The following is a 21,322-nucleotide window of genomic DNA, read 5'->3' as shown; positions in this document are numbered from 1 at the left end:
TTGTCACTCACCCCAGTCACTTACTTATGTAAGCTCCTGGGGATTCTCTCAGTTGCCGCCTCAATGCAGCTCGAAATCCATTGGGTATCAATTAATCAGATCATAAAGAGCTTTGATACGGCAAAATGTTCGAACGCAGCATCTGGTTGGTGCCAAGGCCATAGTTGGAGCTCAGGCCACGCAGTTCGATATTAAAGCCGATCGAGTTGTCATATACCGCGTGTTTCTGGGTGTCATCCCAACCATTCAGCTTACGTTCGTAGCCGACGCGAATGGCATAACAGCAGGAGTTGTACTGCAAGCCCAGCATGGAATCCGCCACTTTGTTCACATTGGTATCGAAGTAGTAAGCTCCGACGATTGACCAACGCTCAGCGATCGGCACGCTCGCCACTGCACCCACCTGAGAAATCCCGTTTTTATACTGATCTGCCGTAGAGTAATACGACGGCAGTGTCGCCTGGATATATTCCGGGCTGGCATAGCGGTAGTTCAACTGCAGCATACGGTTTTCGTCGCGGCGGTACTCGATGCTGCTGCTGCTGGTGGCGACACTGTCCAGACGCGTGTCGTACTGGATCCCACCGCGTAAACCCCAACGATCGGAGATGCGCCAGTAGGTATCACCTGCCCATACCAATGAACCGGTTTTGTCGTCATTCTCCCATTTTATGTTGTCATCGCCAGTGCGAGACTCGGTGAAATAGTAGATTTGACCCACAGAAATATTAAAACGTTCAACGGCCGCGTCATCATAAACGCGAGATGTGACACCTGTCGTTACCTGGTTAGCGGAGGCAATACGATCCAGACCGCCATAGGTACGGTCACGGAACAGGCCACTGTAGTCAGCTTGCAGCAGGGAAGAGTCATAGTTATAGATATGACTTTGGTTGCGATATGGCACATACAAATACTGCGCACGCGGCTCCAGCGTCTGGGTATAGCCTGGCGCCAGCATTTCCATGTCACGTTCGAATACCAACTTACCGTCGACTTTGAACTGCGGCATGACGCGGTTAGCGGAGTCGTCGAGCTTATTTACGTTACCCGGATTGTTGTTGTACCAGTCCAGATTGGTCTGTTGGTAGTGCGTCGCCATCAGCTTCGCTTCAGTGTTGATACTTCCCCACTGATTGGATAGCGGCAGATTGATGGTCGGCTCAAGGTGAACACGCGTCGCTTCCGGCATGTCGTCATTGGTATTGACGAAATGCACCGCCTGTCCATAAATACGGGTATCAAATGGACCAACGTCATTCTGATAGAAGTTAACGTCTAACTGCGGTTCTGCGGAATAACTGCTGTTGTTCTGATCGTCAAAAACCTGGAATTTCTTGGTTGAGACCGTCGCATCAAAGTTTTGCACTGCATAGCCAACACTGAATTTCTGTGTCGCATAACCGTCGGTGCTGGAACCGTACTTATTGTCAAAATCATTAAAGTAGCTTGAGTCGCTGACTTTGGTGTAGTCGACGTTGAAACGCCACACCTGGTCCATGACCCCAGCGTGCTGCCAGTAGAACAGCCAGCGACGGGAATTGTCATCTTTCGGATGTTCGTCGTCGTAGACCCGGTCGGAATTCAGATAATCGAGTTCCATCAGACCTGTGCCCGCCTGGGTCAGGTAACGGAATTCGTTCTCCCACATAATGCCGCCACGGCGATGCATATAATGCGGCGTAATGGTGGCGTCCATGTTGGGCGCGATATTCCAGTAATACGGCAGGTAGAACTCAAAATAGTTCTTGGTGGAGTATTTTGCGTTCGGGATCAAGAAACCGGAACGGCGCTTATCGCCGACAGGGAGTTGTAAATAGGGGCTGTAAAACACAGGAACTGGGCCCAGCTTAAAACGGGCGTTCCAGATTTCAGCGACCTGTTCTTCACGGTCATGGATCACTTCGCTACCGACGACGCTCCAGGTATTGGAACCCGGAAGACAGGAGGTAAAACTGCCGTTTTCCAGAATGGTATAGCGATTCTCACCGCGCTGTTTCATCAGGTCTGCTTTCCCGCGCCCCTGGCGTCCCACCATCTGGTAGTCACCTTCCCAGACGTTGGTGTCTTTCGTATTCAGGTTTGCCCAACCCTTTGGTCCCTTCAGAATGACCTGGTTGTCATCATAATGGACGTTGCCCAGCGCATCGACGGTACGAACGGGAGCGGGTTGACCTTCGGCCTGCTTTTGATGAAGCTGCACTTCATCGGCTTGTAGGCGGCTGTTACCCTGCGCAATATCCACGTTGCCGGTAAACACGGCGTCATCAGGGTAGTTCCCTTTCGCGTGATCGGCATTGATGGTGACGGGTAATTCATTGGTCTCGCCCTGCACCAGAGGACGGTTATAGCTTGGCACGCCTAACATGCACTGTGAGGCGAGATCGGCTGCCAGACCCTGTTGGCTATAAAGGGCGCTGGCAATCATGGTGGCCAGAAGAGTGGGAATACGTTTTTTCATACGTTGTATTTATTGTTCCATCATCAGTAGCGTCGCGCGTGACAAACGGTCACAGCCTAACTTATCTCATCTTCACTGCGCTAGTGTTAATCCTGCCGATTAAGGCTCCGTGGTGTTAGGCACGGCATTGAATGACAGGTATGATAATGCAAATTATAGGCGATGTCCCACAATTGACCGCAGCCGTAAAACGGTAAAAGCACCTTATATTGTGGGACATAGCCTGGCCAAGAGCATAAAGATTTGGGGAATGTATGCAGTATTGGGGAAAGATTATTGGTGTGGCCGTGGCCTTAATGATGGGCGGCGGCTTCTGGGGTGTGGTGTTAGGCCTGTTAGTTGGCCATATGTTCGACAAAGCCCGCATGCGCAAAATGGCGTGGTTCGCCAACCAACGAGAGCGTCAGGCGCTGTTTTTTGCCACCACTTTTGAGGTGATGGGGCATCTGACCAAATCCAAAGGACGCGTCACGGAAGCCGATATTCATATCGCCAGCCAGCTGATGGACCGCATGAATTTACACGGCGACTCGCGTACAGCCGCGCAACACGCGTTCCGGGTGGGAAAATCGGATAATTACCCATTACGTGAAAAGATGCGTCAGTTTCGCAGCGTCTGCTTTGGGCGATTCGATCTGATCCGCATGTTCCTGGAGATTCAGATTCAGGCGGCATTTGCCGATGGATCGTTGCACCCTAACGAGCGTGAAGTGCTGTATGTGATTGCTGAAGAATTGGGGATCTCACGGACCCAATTTGATCAGTTCCTGCGTATGATGCAGGGCGGCGCGCAGTTTGGCGGTGGATATCAGCAGCAGTCCGGCGGCGGTGGCTGGCAGCAGGCGCAACGTGGCCCGACGCTGGAAGACGCCTGCAATGTGCTGGGTGTGAAAGCGACCGATGATGCGACCACCATTAAGCGCGCCTATCGTAAGCTGATGAGCGAGCACCATCCGGACAAACTGGTTGCGAAAGGTCTGCCGCCAGAAATGATGGAAATGGCGAAGCAAAAAGCGCAGGAAATTCAAAAAGCCTACGAGCTAATTAAAGAACAGAAAGGCTTTAAATAATCGTTATGCCGGATGCGGCTAGCGCCTTATCCGGCCTACGGTAATGAATGTAGGCCGGGCAAGCGAAGCGCCCCCGGCATAAATTGGCTCAGAATTTAAAAATCCGCCGGGACTTTAAACGTCATACTGTTGCCGTATTCGGGATGGGTGATGGTTAACATCTCTGCATGCAGCAGCAGTCTCGGTGCCATTGCCAGCGCCTCCGGTGGCGCATAGAAGCGGTCACCCAGAATTGGATGCCCTAACGCCAGCATATGCACGCGTAGCTGATGGGAACGTCCAGTAATGGGTTTGAGCACCACCCGGGCGGTATTATCCGCGGCAAACTCCACGACTTCGTATTCTGTTTGCGCTGATTTTCCGGTTTCATAACACACTTTCTGCTTTGGCCGATTCGGCCAGTCGCAAATCAGTGGTAAATCTACCAGCCCTTCAGCGGGGGACGGATGTCCCCACACGCGTGCGACATACTGTTTCTTCGGTTCGCGTTCGCGAAACTGGCGTTTTAGCTCGCGCTCTGCCGCTTTCGTTAGTGCCACTACAATCACGCCGCTGGTGGCCATATCCAGACGATGGACAGATTCAGCCTGCGGATAGTCGCGCTGAATACGCGTCATCACGCTGTCTTTGTGTTCATCCAGACGACCCGGCACGGACAACAAGCCGCTCGGCTTGTTGACCACCATAATATGCTCATCCTGATACAGGATAACCAGCCAGGGTTCCTGCGGCGGATTGTAGTTTTCCATCCCCATGTATGGCTCCGTTACTGATGCGTCACGACGATCAGGCGCAGGGCATCCAGACGCCATCCCGCCTGATCCAGGCTTTCCATCACCTGCTGACGGTTGCTTTCAATTGCGCTGAGTTCGTCATCACGGATGTTCGGGTTAATGGCGCGCAGCGCTTCCAGACGGGAGAGTTCTGCCGTCAGTTTTTCGTCCGCTTCTTTACGCGCCGCGTCGATCAGCGCGCGAGCCGATTTTTCCACCTGCGCTTCACCGAGTTGCAGAATGGCATGAACGTCCTGCTGCACGGCGTTGACCAGTTTACTGCCGGTGTGGCGGTTAACGGCGCTGAGCTGACGGTTAAAGGTTTCGAATTCAACCTGTGCGGCAAGGTTATTGCCGTTTTTATCCAGCAGCATACGTACCGGCGTTGGCGGCAGGAAGCGGTTTAACTGCAGCTGTTTCGGTGCCTGCGCTTCAACCACATACACCAGCTCAACCAGCAGAGTGCCGACCGGCAATGCTTTGTTTTTCAACAACGAAATGGTGCTACTGCCGGTATCGCCGGAGAGGATGAGATCCAGACCATTACGGATCAGCGGATGCTCCCAGGTAATAAACTGCGCGTCTTCACGCGACAGGGCGACATCACGTTCGAACGTGATGGTGCAGCCATCTTCCGGCAATCCAGGGAAATCTGGCACCAGCATATGATCGGACGGCGTCAGCACGATCAAATTGTCACCACGGTCATCCTGATTAATACCAACGATATCAAACAGGTTCATGGCGAAGGCGATCAGGCTGGTATCGTCGTCCTGCTCTTCAATGCTCTCAGCCAGTGCCAGCGCTTTTTCACCGCCGTTAGAGTGGATCTCCAGCAGACGATCGCGACCTTGCTCCAGTTGCGCTTTCAATGCGTCATGTTGTTCGCGGCAGGTTTTGATCAGATCATCAAAGCCATCGGTATTTTCTGGCTCCGCCAGGTAGCCGATCAGGTTGTTATATACCGTGTCATAGATGGTACGTCCGGTCGGGCAGGTGTGTTCGAACGCATCCAGACCTTCGTGGTACCAACGCACCAGTACGGATTGCGCGGTTTTTTCCAGGTACGGAACGTGAATCTGAATATCATGCGCCTGACCGATACGGTCCAGACGACCAATACGCTGTTCCAGCAGGTCCGGGTTGAACGGCAGGTCAAACATCACCAGATTACTGGCGAACTGGAAGTTACGTCCCTCGGAGCCGATTTCGGAGCACAGCATTACCTGCGCGCCGCTATCTTCTTCGCTAAACCAGGCCGCAGCGCGGTCACGTTCAATGATCGACATCCCTTCATGGAACACGGCGGCGCGGATACCTTCACGCTCGCGCAGCACCTGCTCCAGTTGCAGCGCGGTGGTGGCTTTTGCACAGATAACCAGTACTTTTTGCGAGCGGTGGCTGGTCAGATAGCCCATCAGCCATTCCACGCGCGGATCAAAGTTCCACCAGGTGCCGGTGTCGCCTTCGAATTCCTGATAAATCTGTTCCGGGTAGAGCATGTCGCGCGCCCGGTCTTCTGCACTCTTACGCGCGCCCATAATGCCGGAGACTTTAATCGCCGTCTGGTATTGGGTTGGCAGCGGCAGCTTGATGGTATGCAGTTCGCGTTTCGGGAAGCCTTTCACGCCGTTACGGGTGTTACGGAACAGCACGCGGCTGGTGCCGTGTCTGTCCATCAGCATTGAAACCAGCTCCTGACGCGCGCTCTGGGCGTCTTCGCTGTCGCTGTTTGCCGCCTGCAATAACGGTTCAATGTCCTGTTCGCCAATCATGTCACCTAACATGTTCAGCTCATTGTTGCTCAGCTTGTTGCCTGCCAGCAGCATAGCGACGGCATCGGCGACCGGACGGTAATTTTTCTGTTCTTCAACAAACTGGGCGAAATCGTGGAAACGGCTGGGGTCCAGCAGGCGCAGGCGCGCAAAGTGGCTTTCCAGGCCTAGCTGTTCCGGCGTTGCGGTCAGCAGCAGGATGCCCGGTACGCGTTCTGCCAGTTGTTCAACGGCCATATATTCACGGCTGGGCGCGTCTTCGCTCCACACCAGGTGATGGGCTTCATCGACAATCAGCAGATCCCATTCGGCGTCACACAGATGCTCCAGGCGCTGTTTACTGCGACGGGCAAAGTCCAGCGAACAGATAACCAACTGTTCGGTTTCAAACGGGTTGTAGGCATCGTGCTGCGCTTCTGCATAACGCTCATCATCAAACAGCGCAAAGCGCAGGTTGAAACGACGCAGCATTTCGACCAGCCACTGGTGCTGTAACGTCTCCGGGACGATAATCAGCACGCGCTCTGCGGCGCCTGACAGCAGCTGTTGATGCAGGATCATCCCGGCTTCAATGGTTTTACCTAAACCTACTTCGTCAGCCAGCAATACGCGAGGAGCATGACGACGGCCGACGTCGTGGGCGATGTTGAGCTGGTGGGGGATCAGGCTGGTACGTTGACCACGCAAACCACTCCACGGCATACGGTACTGTTCGCTCTGAAATTTACGCGCACGATAGCGCAGCGCAAAGCGATCCATACGGTCAATCTGGCCGGCAAACAGGCGATCCTGTGGTTTGCTGAATACCAGCTTGCTGTCGAGCAGAACTTCACGCAGCGTTACACCGGTTTCTTCGGTATCAAGGCGGGTTCCGATATAGGCAAGCAGACCGTTTTCTTCTTTTACTTCATCGACATGCAGTTGCCAGCCTTCATGGCTTGTTATCGTATCACCAGGATTGAACATCACGCGGGTCACGGGGGAATCACTGCGCGCATACAGACGGTTTTCGCCCGTCGAAGAGAAAAGTAATGTGACGGTTCGCGCATCCATGGCGACAACGGTACCAAGTCCCAATTCGCTTTCTGTATCGCTGATCCAGCGTTGACCAAGTGTAAAAGGCATATATGTTCGGCTCTATATCTTTAGTTGCAGGCAATACTCACCCTCTGCCAGAGTAAAGTGGCAGCAAGTGTATTGGGGTCCAGGAATGGAAAGGGCGCTATGGTACTGGATGGCGACGGTTTCGTCACGCGTCAAAATAACCCCAGTTGCCCTGTGAGTAGTGTAGCAAAGTTATCATCGATAAAGGGAAGTATTCCCTCGGCTACGGGCTGGATCTGCCGGGTCAAATAGTGCTCGTAGTCAAGGGCTGAAAGCTGATAATCCACGGGTTCTGGACCATTTATCGTCCAGACATATTTAATGGTGCCGCGATTCTGATACTGCGGCGGACGTCCCAGCTTTACATTTTGCTCATCGGCGAGGCGCGCGGCGCGCACGTGTGGCGGCACATTGCGCTGGTATTCGCTTAACGGGCGACGCAGGCGTTTGCGATACACCAGTTGGTCGTCCAGTTCACCCGCCATCAGACGGTCGATAGTCTCGCGAACAAACTCCTGGTAAGGCTCGTTGCGAAAAATTCGCAGGTACAGCGCCTGCTGAAACTGCTGAGCCAGCGGCGTCCAGTCAGTTCGTACCGTTTCCAGGCCCTTAAATACCATGCGCTGCTCTGTACCTTCCTGAATCATCCCGGCGTAGCGCTTTTTGCTGCCGGTATCAGCGCCGCGTATGGTCGGCATCAGAAAGCGACAAAAGTGGGTTTCAAACTCCAGCTCCAGCGCACTGGTCAGTTTTTGTTGTTTCAGCGACTGCGCCCACCAGTCGTTGACGTAGCTCACCAGTTCCCGCCCAATCCGGGCCGCATCGGCTTCCGAATGCGCTTTTTTAAGCCAGACAAAAGTGGAGTCGGTATCGCCATAGATGACGTCGTAACCCTGAGCTTCAATCAGCGCTTTGGTCTGACGCATGATCGCGTGGCCACGCATGGTGATGGACGAAGCCAGCCTCGGGTCGAAAAAGCGGCAGGCGGTGGTTCCCAGCACGCCGTAAAACGCATTCATGATGATTTTCAGCGCCTGCGAGAGCGGTTTATTGCCGTGGCGTTTTGCTTCTTCGCGCCCATGCCAGATCCGGGTCACGATTTCCGGCAGGCAGTGCTTTTCACGAGAGAACCAGGCGTCAAGGAACCCTTCGGTACTGTGCTCCTTATCCGGATGCGCCATCCCTTCGATAAGCCCCACTGGATCGATCAAGAAAGTACGAATAATTGACGGGTACAGGCTTTTGTAATCCAACACCAGCACGGAGTCGTACAGACCCGGGCGTGAGTCCATCACGTAGCCGCCGGGGCTGGCGTGGGCAGGGATTTCACCCAGATTCGGTGCCACATAGCCCGCCCGATGCATGCGCGGCAGGTAGAGATGACCAAAGGCGGCGACCGAACCGCCGTGCCTGTCGACCGGCAGGCCGTTAACCGTTGAACGCTCCAGCAGAAACGGCATGATCTCGGTTTTATGAAAAATGCGGGTGACCAGTTCACAGTCTTTGAGATTGTAGGTGGCAAGCGCGGGCTTATCGTGGGCAAACCGGCGATCGATTTCGTCCATTCTGTCCCATGGGTTATCGATCGACTTCCCTTCACCCAGTAGCTCCTGCGACACCGTTTCCAGCGAAAATGACGAGAAATTCCAGAATGCGGATTTGAGCGCCTCAATGCCGTCAATAATCAGACGACCTTTAGCCTGCGCGAAGAAGACGTCATTTTTGAAGCCATGCTCGCGCCACTCCAGCTCGCTGTTATCCCGACCAAAAAGCAGGGGAATACGGTAGCGTTCGGCGTGCTTTTGCAGGACGCGTAAATCGAACTGCACGACGTTCCAGCCGATAATGACATCAGGATCGTGACGGGCAACCCAGTCGTTGAGCTTTTCCAGTAGCAGCGGACGGCTTGCGACGTACTCAAGTTCAAAATCCAGCGCCGAGGCATTACCGTTTTCCGGGCCGAGCATGTAGACAATTCGCTGCCCGCAGCCTTCAAGGCCGATGCAGTAGAGTTCGCCGTGGCGCGTGGTTTCGATATCCAGCGAGACCCATTTCAACGGTGGTCGGTAGTCCGGGTTCGGCTTCAGGCGGGCATTAATCAGTGTGTTGTTTTGAGGAGTACCTTCGACCCAAACCGGGGAGGTAATAAAACGTTCCATCAGATAACGTTCTGGTGGACGCACATCGGCCTCGTAAACCGTTACACCATTTTCGCGCAGCAGTTTTTCCAGCCTCATAAGCTGGCGATGTGAGTGGCAATACAGGCCAGAAACGGGCTGACGGTGAAAGTCTTGCAGCTGAAGCGGCGCCAGGCGATAGCCTTTTTCGGTGCGTAATAATGTGGTGACGCGGGGGATCTGACTGGTGGGGATAAAAGCGACCGACTCCTGCGGTGCAAGCGTGACCTGCAATGGCCCGCTGTCCGTTGCCAGCCAGAATGAAACCTCTGTCCCCTGCGGGGTATCCCGCCAGTGTCGGGTTAGAATAAAGCCTGCCTGCGCCACGCTGTGTATCCATTAAAAAACCAGGCATTATTATAGCCTGGTTCTGATAGATTGGCTGTGATTTTATACAGTTGTTATGTGTCAGCAGGGACTACTGCCCGTAGTAGGCTTTTGCGCCGTGTTTGCGCAGGTAGTGTTTATCCAGCAGGGTTTGCTGCATATCCGGCAATTGCGGCGCAAGCTGGCGGCAGAAGATCCCCATATAGGCCACTTCTTCCAGCACGATGGCGTTGTGTACGGCATCTTCAGCATTTTTTCCCCAGGCAAACGGACCGTGAGAGTGCACCAGCACGCCTGGCATCTGCGAAGCGTCAATGCCTTGTTTCTCAAAGGTTTCGACGATCACATTCCCGGTTTCCCATTCATATTCGCCGTTGATTTCTTCCTCGGTCATTTTCCGTGTGCAGGGAATCGTGCCGTAGAAATAGTCCGCATGAGTGGTTCCCGTGGCCGGAATAGACTGACCTGCCTGCGCCCAGATGGTTGCGTGACGGGAATGGGTGTGAACAATGCCGCCAATGGTCGGGAATGCCTGGTACAGCAGACGGTGCGTTGGGGTATCAGAAGAGGGTTTTTTCTGGCCTTCCACCACTTCGCCTGTTGCAATACTGACAACGACCATATCGTCGGCAGTCATTACGCTGTAATCGACACCGGATGGTTTAATCACAAATACGCCGCGTTCGCGATCGACGGCGCTAACGTTGCCCCAGGTCAGGGTGACCAGGTTGTGCTTAGGCAACGCCAGATTGGCTTCCAGCACCTGACGTTTAAGATCTTCTAGCATGTTAACTCCTGAATGCCGGATGGCGCTTCGCTTATCCGGCCTACGGTGATTTGTAGGCCCGGTAAACGCAGTGCCACCGGGCAATCCGTACTTTAGCGTTTAAAACCGTAATACACGTCATTCCAGCGCAGTGCGTCTTTAAAGGCTGGCAGGCGGGTATCGTTGTCGATCACGGCGATCTCGATATCGTGCATTTCAGCGAACTGGCGCATATCGTTCAGATCCAGCGCGTGGCTGAAGACGGTGTGATGTGCGCCGCCGGCGAGGATCCAGGCTTCAGATGCGGTTGGCAGATCCGGCTGGGCTTTCCACAGTGCGTTTGCCACCGGCAGTTTCGGCAGGGAGTGCGGCGTTTGTACCGTGTCGATACAGTTAACCAGCAGGCGAAAACGATCGCCGAGATCGATCAGGCTGGCAACCACGGCCGGGCCGGTTTTGGTGTTGAAGATCAGACGGGCAGGATCGTCTTTACCGCCAATGCCGAGGTGCTGTACGTCGAGGATCGGTTTCTCTTCCACCGCGATAGACGGGCACACTTCCAACATGTGCGAACCGAGTACCAGATCGTTGCCTTTCTCGAAGTGGTAGGTGTAATCCTCCATAAATGAGGTGCCGCCCTGCAGACCGGTTGACATCACCTTCATGATGCGAAGCAGAGCGGCGGTTTTCCAGTCGCCTTCGCCCGCAAAGCCGTAGCCTTGCTGCATCAGACGCTGTACGGCCAGACCCGGAAGCTGTTTCAGACCGTGTAAATCTTCAAATGTGGTGGTGAAGGCGTGGAATCCGCCCTGTTCCAGGAAGCGCTTCATCCCCAGTTCAATACGGGCCGCTTCCAGGACGTTCTGACGTTTTTCACCGTGGACTTGCGTTGCCGCCGTCATGGTATAGGTGCTTTCATACTCATCGATGAGCGCGTTGATTTCGCCGTCGCTAATTGCGTTCACGACCTGTACCAGATCGCCCACGGCCCAGGTGTTTACCGAGAAGCCGAATTTGATCTGCGCGGCAACTTTATCGCCATCGGTGACCGCAACTTCGCGCATGTTGTCGCCAAAACGGCAGACTTTCAGATGGCGAGTGTCCTGTTTGGACACGGCCTGGCGCATCCAGGAGCCGATGCGTTCGTGTGCCTGTTTGTCCTGCCAGTGACCGGTGACCACGGCGTGCTGCTGACGCATACGTGCGCCGATAAAGCCGAACTCACGGCCGCCGTGCGCGGTTTGGTTCAGGTTCATAAAGTCCATATCAATGCTGTCCCACGGCAGGGCGGCGTTGAACTGGGTGTGGAACTGAAGTAGCGGTTTATTAAGGATAGTCAGGCCGTTGATCCACATTTTCGCCGGCGAGAAGGTGTGCAGCCACACCACCATACCTGCGCATTTGTCGTCGTAGTTGGCGTCGCGACAGATGTTGGTTATTTCATCCGGACGCGTACCCAGCGGTTTTAACACCAGTTTGCAGGGCAGTTTAGCTTCGGTATTCAGTGCGTTAACGACGTGCTCCGCATGTTGAGTTACCTGACGCAGGGTTTCAGGGCCATACAGATGCTGGCTACCAATCACAAACCACACTTCATAGTTATCAAAAATCGTCATTGTCGTGTCCTTAATGTGTCAGGGTTGCCAGGTCTACCGGGGCTTGTTGCGCCGGAGCGGCAGTCGGAAGGTATTGTTGTTCAGCGCTAATCGCCCACTGCTGGTAGCGGCGGTAAAGCTGTTCAAAACGTTGAGCCTGTTCTGGACGAGGTTGCAGTGTGTTTTCCACGGCACTCGCCATTTTTTGCTGAGCGGCCGGGATATCGGCGTGTACTTTCGCGGCAACGGCGGCGAAGATAGCCGCGCCAAGTGCGCAGCACTGGTCGGAAGCGACAATCTGTAGCGGACGGTTTAGCACGTCACAGCAGGCCTGCATGATGACCGGGTTTTTACGGGCGATACCGCCTAACGCCATCACGTTATTAACCGCAATGCCTTGATCGGTGAAGCATTCCTGAATGGCACGTGCGCCAAAGGCCGTGGCGGCAATCAGCCCACCGAACAGCGCTGGTGCGTCGGTGGCCAGATTGAGATCGGTAATCACCCCTTTCAAACGCTGGTTGGCATTGGGCGTACGGCGACCGTTAAACCAGTCGAGCACCACCGGCAGGTGATCCAGCGACGGATTTTTCGCCCAGGCTTCGGTGAGCGCTGGCAGCAGTTGTTTTTGGCTGGCTTTAATCTGGGTCTTCAGCTCCGGATGCTGCGCGGCAAGCTGCTCCAGCGGCCAGCTCAACACGCGGCTAAACCAGGCATAGATATCGCCAAATGCGGACTGCCCCGCCTCAAGGCCAATAAAATCAGGCACTACGCTGCCATCAACCTGGCCGCATATGCCTTTCACCGCGCGTTCGCCGACGCTGTGTTTGTCGGCAATCAGAATGTCGCAGGTCGACGTGCCGATGACTTTTACCAGCGTATTGGGTTGTGCGCCCGCGCCGACCGCACCCATATGGCAGTCAAAAGCGCCGCCTGCAATCACCACGCTTTCCGGTAGCCCCAGACGCTGTGCCCACTCGGCGCACAGGGTGCCAACCGGCAGGTCGGCCGTGAAGGTATCGGTAAACATTGGGTATGGCAGATGGTGGTTAAGGATGGGGTCGAGCTCATCAAAGAAACTGGCTGGCGGTAGGCCGCCCCAGCTTTCATGCCACAGGGATTTGTGTCCGGCGCTGCAACGTCCGCGGCGAATATCCTGTGGACGTACGGTATTGGAGAGCAGGGCCGGAACCCAGTCGCACAGCTCAATCCATGAAACCGCAGCCTCTGCGACCGCGTTATCCTGGCGGGTTACATGTAGGATTTTGGCCCAGAACCATTCGCTGGAATAAATACCGCCGATATAGCGGGAGTAATCGATCTTGCCCGGTGCGTGGCACAGACGGGTAATTTCTTCAGCTTCTTCGACTGAGGTGTGATCTTTCCACAGGACAAACATTGCATTCGGGTTTTCAGCGAACTCCGGACGCAGCGCCAGTACGTTGCCCTCGGCATCGATAGGTGCCGGGGTTGAGCCGGTACTGTCAACGCCAATCCCGACCACTTCCGCGCGCTGTTCAGCGCTCAGTTCGGCCAGCACGGTTTTCAGCGCCGCTTCCATGGATTCAATGTAGTCGCGCGGATGATGGCGAAACTGGTTGTTTGGGCCATCGCAATACTGCCCTTCCTGCCAACGTGGATACCACTCAACGCTGGTGGCGATCTCTTCGCCGGTGGCACATTCCACCGCCAAAGCGCGTACTGAATCACTACCAAAATCGAGGCCAATTGCAATCGCCATCGTCTTACTCCATCCAAAAATACGGGTATGGATAAACAGTAGTGAGTAGCGATAAAAACCGTCAGGCAGGATCCGCTAATCTTATGGATTAAAATGCTGTGGCATCACAAAGTGTGACGCTGTGCAAATAATCAATGTGGACATTTCTGCCGTAGTTATAGACACTTTTGTTAGCCGATTTTGACGTTGGCGTAGTACATGTTTTTTACAAAGAGCTTTTCACAAGCGGGGTTGATGGTCCATTATCGCAAACACAGCGGCCCGCAGCGGCGACGGCGATGATGTCTGACGTAATATGGACAAATTGTTTCTTGGCAGAACCTAGGGAGTATTGAAATTATGGCTGAAACGCAAAACGATCCCCTGCTACCAGGCTATTCGTTTAACGCGCACTTGGTGGCCGGATTAACCCCCATTGAGGCGAACGGATACCTGGATTTTTTTATCGACCGGCCGCTGGGGATGAAGGGCTATATCCTCAATCTCACCATCCGTGGCGAGGGGGTTATCAATAACCAGGGCAAGCAGTTTGTCTGTCGTCCTGGGGATATTTTGCTGTTTCCGCCCGGAGAAATTCACCACTACGGACGCCATCCTGATGCCAGCGAATGGTACCACCAGTGGGTCTACTTCCGGCCGCGCGCCTACTGGCAGGAGTGGCTGGCCTGGCCGGCAATCTTTGCCCAGACTGGCTTTTTCCGCCCGGACGAAGCGCACCAGCCGCATTTTAACGAACTGTTTGGACAGATCATTCATGCCGGGCAGGGAGAAGGGCGCTATTCCGAACTGTTGGCGATAAACCTGCTGGAGCAATTATTGCTCAGACGTATGGACGCGATTAACGAATCGCTGCATCCGCCGATGGATAACCGCGTGCGCGATGCCTGCCAGTACATCAGCGATCACCTGGCGGACAGTAATTTTGATATTGCCAGCGTCGCACAACACGTCTGCCTGTCGCCTTCCCGTTTGTCGCATCTGTTCCGTCAGCAGTTGGGCATCAGCGTATTAAGCTGGCGTGAGGATCAGCGTATCAGCCAGGCCAAGTTACTGCTGAGCACCACACGTATGCCTATTGCCACGGTGGGTCGCAATGTTGGCTTTGACGACCAACTCTATTTCTCCCGCGTTTTCAAAAAATGCACTGGTGCCAGTCCGAGCGAGTTTCGCGCTGGATGTGAATAAAAAGTGAATGATGTGTCCTGAAAGTTGTCATAACTCGCAATCTATTCAGACAATTGATGGCTTGACGAAGTTGAGAAGGGTTAGCAGAATCCCTGCTTCGTAAATCTGACGGACACATTATGCAAGCATTGCTGGAACACTTTATTCTCCAGTCCGCCATGTACTCTTTGATAGCTGTGCTTCTGGTGGCTTTTTTAGAGTCTCTGGCGCTGGTTGGCCTGATTCTACCTGGCACCGTGATGATGGCGGGGTTGGGGGCGCTGATTGGCAGCGGTGAACTGAATTTCTGGCATGCCTGGCTTGCGGGCATCATTGGTTGCTTGTTGGGGGACTGGATCTCTTTCTGGCTGGGCTGGCGCTTTAAAAAGCCGTTGCACCGTTGGTCGTTTATGAAAAAGAACAAGGCGTTGCTGGATAAAACCGAGCACGCGTTGCATCAGCACAGCATGTTTACCATCCTGGTGGGGCGCTTTGTTGGCCCGACGCGGCCTTTGGTGCCGATGGTGGCGGGTATGCTGGATCTGCCCGTCGCCAGGTTCATCGTTCCCAATATCATCGGCTGTGTGTTGTGGCCGCCGTTCTATTTTCTGCCAGGGATCCTGGCGGGGGCGGCAATCGATATTCCTGCTGATATGCAGAGTGGGGATTTCAAATGGTTGCTGCTGGCCACGGCGCTACTGCTGTGGGTAGGCGGTTGGTTTTGCTGGCGGTTGTGGCGCAGCGGCAAAGCGGCTGCCGATCGCTTAACCGCGTATTTCCCCCGTAGCCGTTTGTTGTATCTGGCGCCGTTGACGCTCGGCATTGGCGTGGTTGCGCTGGTGGCGTTGCTGCGACATCCACTGATGCCGGTGTATATCGATATTCTGCGCAAAGTGGTGGGTTACTGACGATTCCTTTGCCGGATGGCGGCTTCGCCTTATCCGGCCTACAAAATGTGCGACCTGTAGGCCGGATAAGGCGTTTACGCCGTCATCCGGCAATGCATTATGCTTTAATGCCCAATAGCGCCGAGGCGCTGGCCTGGCCGCTTAATAACGCATCCGTTTTGCCCTGCCAGGCGATGCGTCCATCGGCGACCACAATCGAACGAGTCGCAATGCGCGCCGCATCTTCAACGCTGTGCGAAACCATCAGCAATGTAAGCTGCTTATCGCGACAGATCCCGGCCACCAGCGTTAACATCTCCTGGCGCAGCGCAGGGTCAAGCGCAGAGAACGGTTCATCAAGCAGCAAAATGGGTTGTTCGCGCACCAGGCAACGCGCCAGCGCCACGCGTTGTCGCTGCCCGCCGGAAAGCTCTCCGGGGAGTCGCTCCAGCAGTGAGTCAATTCCCATTTGCCGGGCGATGTGGTGCATTTTCTCCCGCTGCGATGCGTTCAGCTTCAATCCCGGATTCAGGCCCAGGCCGATGTTTTGCTGCACGTTCAGATGGCTGAACAGGTTGTTTTCCTGAAACAGCATAGAAACAGGACGGCGTGAGGGTGGAGTGGTGGTGTGATCTTCGCCTGCAATCATCATTGTGCCGCTTGCAGGCGTGAGAAAGCCTGCTATCAGATTCAACAGCGTACTTTTCCCGGCGCCGCTTGGCCCGAGTATCGCTACCTGCTCACCGCGCGCGATCGACAACGTAAAGCGCATGGGCAAATGGTGATAAAGCCATGTGATATCAATCAGTTTTAACATTTCGACCCGGCAATTTCTCAATAACGGTAAACAGCGTAAAGCACAGGATCAGCAGCAATAACGCCGTCACCGCGCCATCCTGGCTGCGATAAGAGCCAATCTGCTGATATAAATAAAACGGCAGGGTGCAGAAATCTTCATTGCCGAACAGGGCGACTACGCCAAAATCGCCAATCGACAGAACACAGGCAAAGGCCATCGCCTGCGCCAGTGGGCGCTTCAGGGCGCGCAGTTCAACCACTTTTAGGCGCGACCATCCCTCAATGCCCAACGACTGGCACAACATACTGTAACGCGCGGTCACGTCACGCATTGGGTTTTCCAGCACCTTCAACGCGTAGGGGATCGCCATTAGCGCATTGGTAAAAATGACAATGCCGTCAGCGGACTCGGGGAGTCCAACGGTATTATTGAGCAGCAGAAAGAAGCCGGTTGCCAGCACGATACCCGGCATGGCGAGGATCATCATGCCGCTAAGCTCCAGCATTTGCCCTGCCAGCGCCTGTTGGCGGGCACGCAGTTCACGACTACTCCAGAGCAGCATCATGGTGAGTATGACGCACAACGCCCCTGCCGCCAGCGCAATGCGCAGCGAGGTTCCCAGCGCCTGCCACAGTACGGGTTGCCTAAGAACGTCCAGCATATGGTGGTTAAATCCATCGACAATCACCGCCAACAGCGGCGGCAGCAGTAGCAGTAAAGCCAGACTAATCAGCAGTGCGTCTGCCAGACGGCTGTGTAGACGATCGTCGGGATCCCGCCAGCCCTGAACCAGCGTGATGCCGGGGGCGATGGCCCGGCTCAGGCGTTGGCTGAGCAGCACCAGTGCCAGACAACAAATCATCTGGATCAACGCCAGCATGGCGGCGCGGGCGGGATCGTAATCAAAGTTCAGCGCCTGATAAATCGCCAGCTCGATGGTGGTGGCCTGCGGCCCGCCGCCCAGCGACAAAACGGTGGCGAAGCTGGCGAAACAGAGCATAAAGATGAGTGCTGCGACGGGCAGGATTTGCCGGCGCAGCCACGGCCATTCCACAAAGCGGAAGAAATGCCAGCCGCGCAGACCCAACTGAGCGGCTAACTGTCGCTGTTCACCGGGAATATTCTCCAGCGACTGCAACAGCAGGCGGCTGGCCATCGGCAGATTGAAAAAGACGTGCGCCAGCAGAATGCCCTGCAAACCGTACGGCGAAAAGGTCCATTCCAGCCCGAAGGCATGCCAGAGTGAGGCCAGCCAGCCCTGACGACCGTAGACACTAAGAATACCGAAGACCGCGACCAGCACCGGCAGGATTAACGTCATTGCGCACAGACGCAGCAGCGCCAGACGTCCGGGAAAACGACGACGATAGAGCGCTCTGGCAAGGAAAATCGCCGGGACAACCGACAGCACAGCGGATAGAAAAGCCTGCCAGAATGAAAAGCGCACCACGTGCCACAGGTAGTCATCTTGCCACAGCGAGAGCCACTCTCCCTGCGGGGCGTTAAACCACAGCGCCAGAAACGCGGCCAGGGCCACGGCGACCATCAGCGTGGCGGCGGTAAGCCCTGGAACCAGCCAGCCGGGGATTAACGGCTGACGGCGCGTTGCCATTCGCTAATCCATGCCTGACGTTGAGCCGCAACCTGCTGCGGCGTAAATTCCAGCGCGGTGGCTGGCTTAGTCAGTTGCTCGAATCCTGACGGCAGGGCGACCTGCGTCACCGGATACATCCAGTTGCCGGTCGGAATCGCATTCTGGAATGCCGGAGACACCATGAACTTCAGGAATTTCTCGGCCAGTTCCGGCTGCTTGCTGGCCGCGGTTCGCGCGGCGACTTCCACCTGCAAATAGTGGCCTTCGCTAAAATTAGCGGCGGCGTAGTTGTCTTTTTTCTCGGCGATGATGTGATAGGCCGGAGAGGTGGTGTAGCTGAGCACCAGATCGCTTTCACCTTTCAGGAACAGGCCGTAGGCTTCACTCCAGCCCTTGGTGACGGTGACGGTTTTTGCCGCCAGTTTCTGCCAGGCCTCTGGCGCTTTATCGCCATAGACTTTTTGCATCCACAGCAGCAGTCCCAGACCTGGCGTGCTGGTACGTGGATCCTGATAAATGACGCGCCATTTCTGGTCGCTTTCTACCAGTTCCTTCAGGCTCTTCGGCGGGTTTTTCAGCTTGTTTTTATCATAAACGAAGGCGAAATAACCGTAATCAAATGGGACAAAGGTGTCGTTTTTCCAGCCGCCTGGCACGTTAACGGCGTCACTTGCCACACCGCTTTTGGCGAACAGGTTAGTTTGCGTGGCGGCTTCCAGAAGATTGTTGTCCAGCCCCAGCACGACGTCGGCTTTGCTGTTCTTTCCTTCCATGCGCAGGCGGTTAAGCAGCGAAACGCCATCTTCCAGCGCGACCAGTTTCAATTCACAGTTGCAGTCAGCTTCAAACGCGTTTTTGATTGTCGGACCCGGACCCCAGTCAGCGGCGAACGAGTCGTAGGTATAGACGGTCAGTACAGGTTTGGCGAAGGCAGGTGCTGCGCACAGCAGTAAAAGCGGAAGACATTTTTTAAACACTTTGCACCTCATAAAGTAAAACTCTAAATAATTCGAGTTGCAGGAAGGCGGCGACGCAGCGCATCCCCGGGAGCGTACTGGTAGTACGTGACTGGGGTGAGCGAGGAAAGCCAACGCATCTGCAGCTTGAAGTATGACGAGTTAGGTGGCAAAGGACTTGAGGAGCAGGCTCAAATCCCTTCGCCGGCATTATCCGGATCAGGTTCGACGGGTATCTCTCAGCCCATACGCGTCATCCTTCAAGCTGCCTCTGCGTTGCCTGCGTTCGTTCACCCCAGTCACATAGTTATCTATGCTCCTGAGGATTCACTCGCTTGCCGCCTTGATGCATCATGAATGATTTAGCGTATATTTGTTTTCTGGCACCCCGTTGAGAACGGCGTTAGTGTAATGATTTTGTTGCCGGGCAGCAATCAAGAGCAAGGCTCTACGGATCCGGTGGTGCAAACCACGCCGATTTAAAATCAAACCAGCCGAGGGTATTCATGCGCAACCCGCGCATACTGCGCTGCCCCTGAATAATCAACCAGTGGTGGATTAACGGCACAATGGCCTTTGTGGTGAGCAACTGTTGGCACCATGCCGCCAGGCTCATTTCACCGGTTCGCCAGCGGGCGGCATCGTTTTCCCAGTCCTGCGAAATACAGTTTTGCAGCAGCGGAACCTCGCACAAATGGGCGAACAGCGAGAAGTCCAGCGGTAGGGTAAAGTTAGCGCTGTTGAGCCAGATATCGCTGACGATTTCTCCCGCATGCCATTGATCGTAGTCGATCTCCTGAATATTCAGTTGCACCTGATGCTGCGCCAGCAATGTTTTCATGATCTGCGCGATAATTCGGTGTTCGATATGATCGCGATAGTAAGTGAGAGTCAGCGTTTCCAGTCCGGCTGGTTTTTCACCATGGCCGGGTTTGGCATGGTGCCAGCGGGGGAGTAAACCATAGGCGGGGAACCACAATCGCTGATACTGTTCGTCGGCGTGGCAAATTAAATGGGTTGGCGAGAGTACGCGGCTAGCCCACTCGCGAACCTCCTGGTTCGCGCCGCGGTGGGTGCGCGTATCAAACAGCAGGTAGTAGCAACCTTCTTCGAGGCGGCTCTCGATCGCCTTTTCATCCTCGGTGGGACCTTTTAGCGTCAACCCGCCGCCCGGTTCTTCGCCGATGTCAGGTAACACCCAGACGTTCACTTCGTCGATCAGCGCCCGGTAACCAAAGTAATCATCAAATGCGTGAATTTTCAGCTGGTTATTGGTATTTCTCATCACCGCATAGGGGCCAGTGCCAATCGGGTGGCTGGAGAAGTTATTCAGCGTTTCCCATTCTCGCGGCAGGATCATCGCCGGGACTTGCCCTAACAGCCAGGGTAGCCAGCGGTCAGGCTGGGCAAGGTGGATATCCAGCGTCCAGGCGGTGGGAGAGACGATTTGTGTAATGTGTGAGTACAGCGGCAGCGTGTTAATGCGCCTCAGTGAGGCGATGACATCCTCCATTTCCAGCTCGCGTCCATGGTGGAAATGGATCCCCGGGCGCAGGAAGAATCGCCAGTGTAAAGGTGATATCTGCTGCCAGTGATGGGCAATGTCCGCTTCCAGTTCCCCATTTTCCTCATTTACACGAATTAAGGCGCTGAAGATTTGCCGGGCGATATGGGTTTCGGAACGGCGTAATGCCGTACCGGGCAGCAGGTTGTGCATGGGACGATAATAGAGAACGCGCATGATGTGCCGCCCCTGGCGAAAACTGCGGCCGAGGTGGGAAACCAGCATCTGCCGTACGGCCGTTTTGTCACCGACCAGTTGCACCAGTTGATCGATGCGATCCTGTTCCAGCAGGTCTTCTGCCCGCTGCTGCTGGAGCGCCAGCCCGGTGTAGAGGAATGTCAGGCGTGAGCGTTTACCGCGCCCAACCTCGGCTTCCCACGTTAACCAACCGCGCTCCTGCATGGTATTAAGCAGGGTTCGCATATGGCGGCGCGAGCAGTTGAGCAGCTCCGCCAGCTCGTTCAGCGTGGTGTCTTGCGTTTTGCCGTCACAGCATTGCCACAGACGGATGAACTGTTGTTGCAAACGACCAGAAGACATAAAAGGGGAACTCCTGCGAAAAACTCAGC

At 54.9% G+C, this 21,322-nt stretch carries 14 protein-coding genes; 3 read left to right on the top strand and 11 right to left on the bottom strand.

Translation table 11 applies throughout. From position 1 onward, the window contains the following. Positions 1-100: 100 nt before the first annotated feature. The gene (lptD, locus tag I6L54_RS21130; protein WP_040230159.1) at positions 101-2,461 is read right to left on the bottom strand and encodes an LPS assembly protein LptD; all 2,361 of its coding nucleotides are present in this window, start codon (positions 2,459-2,461) and stop codon (positions 101-103) included. Between the two features lie 254 nt (positions 2,462-2,715). On the opposite strand from lptD, the gene djlA reads away from it, so the two are divergent. After that, positions 2,716-3,531 carry a co-chaperone DjlA gene (gene djlA / locus I6L54_RS21125; RefSeq protein ID WP_005124510.1) on the top strand — a complete coding sequence of 272 codons (816 nt, stop codon included), beginning with the start codon at positions 2,716-2,718 and terminating at the stop codon, positions 3,529-3,531. A gap of 95 nt (positions 3,532-3,626) precedes the next feature. On the opposite strand, the gene rluA is transcribed toward djlA, so the two are convergent. From rluA to araB, 6 genes are all read right to left on the bottom strand, one after another. Beyond that, positions 3,627-4,286: a bifunctional tRNA pseudouridine(32) synthase/23S rRNA pseudouridine(746) synthase RluA gene (rluA, locus tag I6L54_RS21120; RefSeq protein ID WP_040230158.1), complete on the bottom strand. Its 660-nt coding sequence runs from the start codon at positions 4,284-4,286 to the stop codon at positions 3,627-3,629. 11 nt (positions 4,287-4,297) lie between these two features. Continuing rightward, positions 4,298-7,204, bottom strand: a complete 2,907-nt coding sequence (rapA, locus tag I6L54_RS21115; RefSeq protein WP_040230156.1) for an RNA polymerase-associated protein RapA — start codon at positions 7,202-7,204, stop codon at positions 4,298-4,300. A gap of 131 nt (positions 7,205-7,335) precedes the next feature. After that, the gene (gene polB, locus I6L54_RS21110) at positions 7,336-9,687 is read right to left on the bottom strand and encodes a DNA polymerase II (protein ID WP_040230155.1); all 2,352 of its coding nucleotides are present in this window, start codon (positions 9,685-9,687) and stop codon (positions 7,336-7,338) included. Between the two features lie 91 nt (positions 9,688-9,778). Beyond that, entirely contained in the window at positions 9,779-10,474 is a 696-nt protein-coding gene (araD, locus tag I6L54_RS21105; protein ID WP_005124519.1) for an L-ribulose-5-phosphate 4-epimerase, read from the bottom strand. Positions 10,475-10,566: 92 nt separating this feature from the next. Continuing rightward, entirely contained in the window at positions 10,567-12,069 is a 1,503-nt protein-coding gene (gene araA / locus I6L54_RS21100) for an L-arabinose isomerase (protein WP_040230154.1), read from the bottom strand. A 10-nt stretch (positions 12,070-12,079) separates the two neighbouring features. Beyond that, positions 12,080-13,789: a ribulokinase gene (gene araB / locus I6L54_RS21095; RefSeq protein WP_005124523.1), complete on the bottom strand. Its 1,710-nt coding sequence runs from the start codon at positions 13,787-13,789 to the stop codon at positions 12,080-12,082. Between the two features lie 339 nt (positions 13,790-14,128). On the opposite strand from araB, the gene araC reads away from it, so the two are divergent. Next, positions 14,129-14,974: an arabinose operon transcriptional regulator AraC gene (gene araC / locus I6L54_RS21090; protein ID WP_005124526.1), complete on the top strand. Its 846-nt coding sequence runs from the start codon at positions 14,129-14,131 to the stop codon at positions 14,972-14,974. Positions 14,975-15,093: 119 nt separating this feature from the next. Next, entirely contained in the window at positions 15,094-15,861 is a 768-nt protein-coding gene (locus tag I6L54_RS21085; RefSeq protein ID WP_040230152.1) for a DedA family protein, read from the top strand. Between the two features lie 97 nt (positions 15,862-15,958). On the opposite strand, the gene thiQ is transcribed toward I6L54_RS21085, so the two are convergent. From thiQ to sgrR, 4 genes are all read right to left on the bottom strand, one after another. Next, positions 15,959-16,657, bottom strand: coding sequence for a thiamine ABC transporter ATP-binding protein ThiQ (thiQ, locus tag I6L54_RS21080; RefSeq protein WP_040230151.1), 699 nt, complete (start codon positions 16,655-16,657; stop codon positions 15,959-15,961). Then, complete coding sequence (gene thiP, locus I6L54_RS21075) at positions 16,641-18,251, bottom strand: thiamine/thiamine pyrophosphate ABC transporter permease ThiP (RefSeq protein WP_040230149.1); 1,611 nt, start codon at positions 18,249-18,251, stop codon at positions 16,641-16,643. Before thiP ends, thiQ begins: the two co-directional genes overlap by 17 nt. Beyond that, positions 18,227-19,210, bottom strand: a complete 984-nt coding sequence (gene thiB, locus I6L54_RS21070) for a thiamine ABC transporter substrate binding subunit (protein WP_040230148.1) — start codon at positions 19,208-19,210, stop codon at positions 18,227-18,229. Before thiB ends, thiP begins: the two co-directional genes overlap by 25 nt. 427 nt (positions 19,211-19,637) lie before the next feature. Next, positions 19,638-21,293 (bottom strand): HTH-type transcriptional regulator SgrR, encoded by a 1,656-nt coding sequence (gene sgrR, locus I6L54_RS21065; RefSeq protein WP_005124537.1) that lies wholly within the window; start codon positions 21,291-21,293, stop codon positions 19,638-19,640. Positions 21,294-21,322: the final 29 nt, after the last annotated feature.

Origin of the sequence: Citrobacter pasteurii, from assembly GCF_019047765.1 — a bacterium.
GTDB lineage: Bacteria > Pseudomonadota > Gammaproteobacteria > Enterobacterales > Enterobacteriaceae > Citrobacter > Citrobacter pasteurii.
This window is presented reverse-complemented; position numbering and strand designations above follow the sequence as displayed.

Coding starts and splice junctions, on each gene's coding strand:
- lptD (WP_040230159.1), bottom strand. CDS start 2,461: ATGAAAAAACGTATTCCCACTCTTCTGGCCACCATGATTGCCAGCGCC.
- djlA (WP_005124510.1), top strand. CDS start 2,716: ATGCAGTATTGGGGAAAGATTATTGGTGTGGCCGTGGCCTTAATGATG.
- rluA (WP_040230158.1), bottom strand. CDS start 4,286: ATGGGGATGGAAAACTACAATCCGCCGCAGGAACCCTGGCTGGTTATC.
- rapA (WP_040230156.1), bottom strand. CDS start 7,204: ATGCCTTTTACACTTGGTCAACGCTGGATCAGCGATACAGAAAGCGAA.
- araD (WP_005124519.1), bottom strand. CDS start 10,474: ATGCTAGAAGATCTTAAACGTCAGGTGCTGGAAGCCAATCTGGCGTTG.
- araA (WP_040230154.1), bottom strand. CDS start 12,069: ATGACGATTTTTGATAACTATGAAGTGTGGTTTGTGATTGGTAGCCAG.
- araB (WP_005124523.1), bottom strand. CDS start 13,789: ATGGCGATTGCAATTGGCCTCGATTTTGGTAGTGATTCAGTACGCGCT.
- araC (WP_005124526.1), top strand. CDS start 14,129: ATGGCTGAAACGCAAAACGATCCCCTGCTACCAGGCTATTCGTTTAAC.
- I6L54_RS21085 (WP_040230152.1), top strand. CDS start 15,094: ATGCAAGCATTGCTGGAACACTTTATTCTCCAGTCCGCCATGTACTCT.
- thiQ (WP_040230151.1), bottom strand. CDS start 16,657: ATGTTAAAACTGATTGATATCACATGGCTTTATCACCATTTGCCCATG.
- thiP (WP_040230149.1), bottom strand. CDS start 18,251: ATGGCAACGCGCCGTCAGCCGTTAATCCCCGGCTGGCTGGTTCCAGGG.
- sgrR (WP_005124537.1), bottom strand. CDS start 21,293: ATGTCTTCTGGTCGTTTGCAACAACAGTTCATCCGTCTGTGGCAATGC.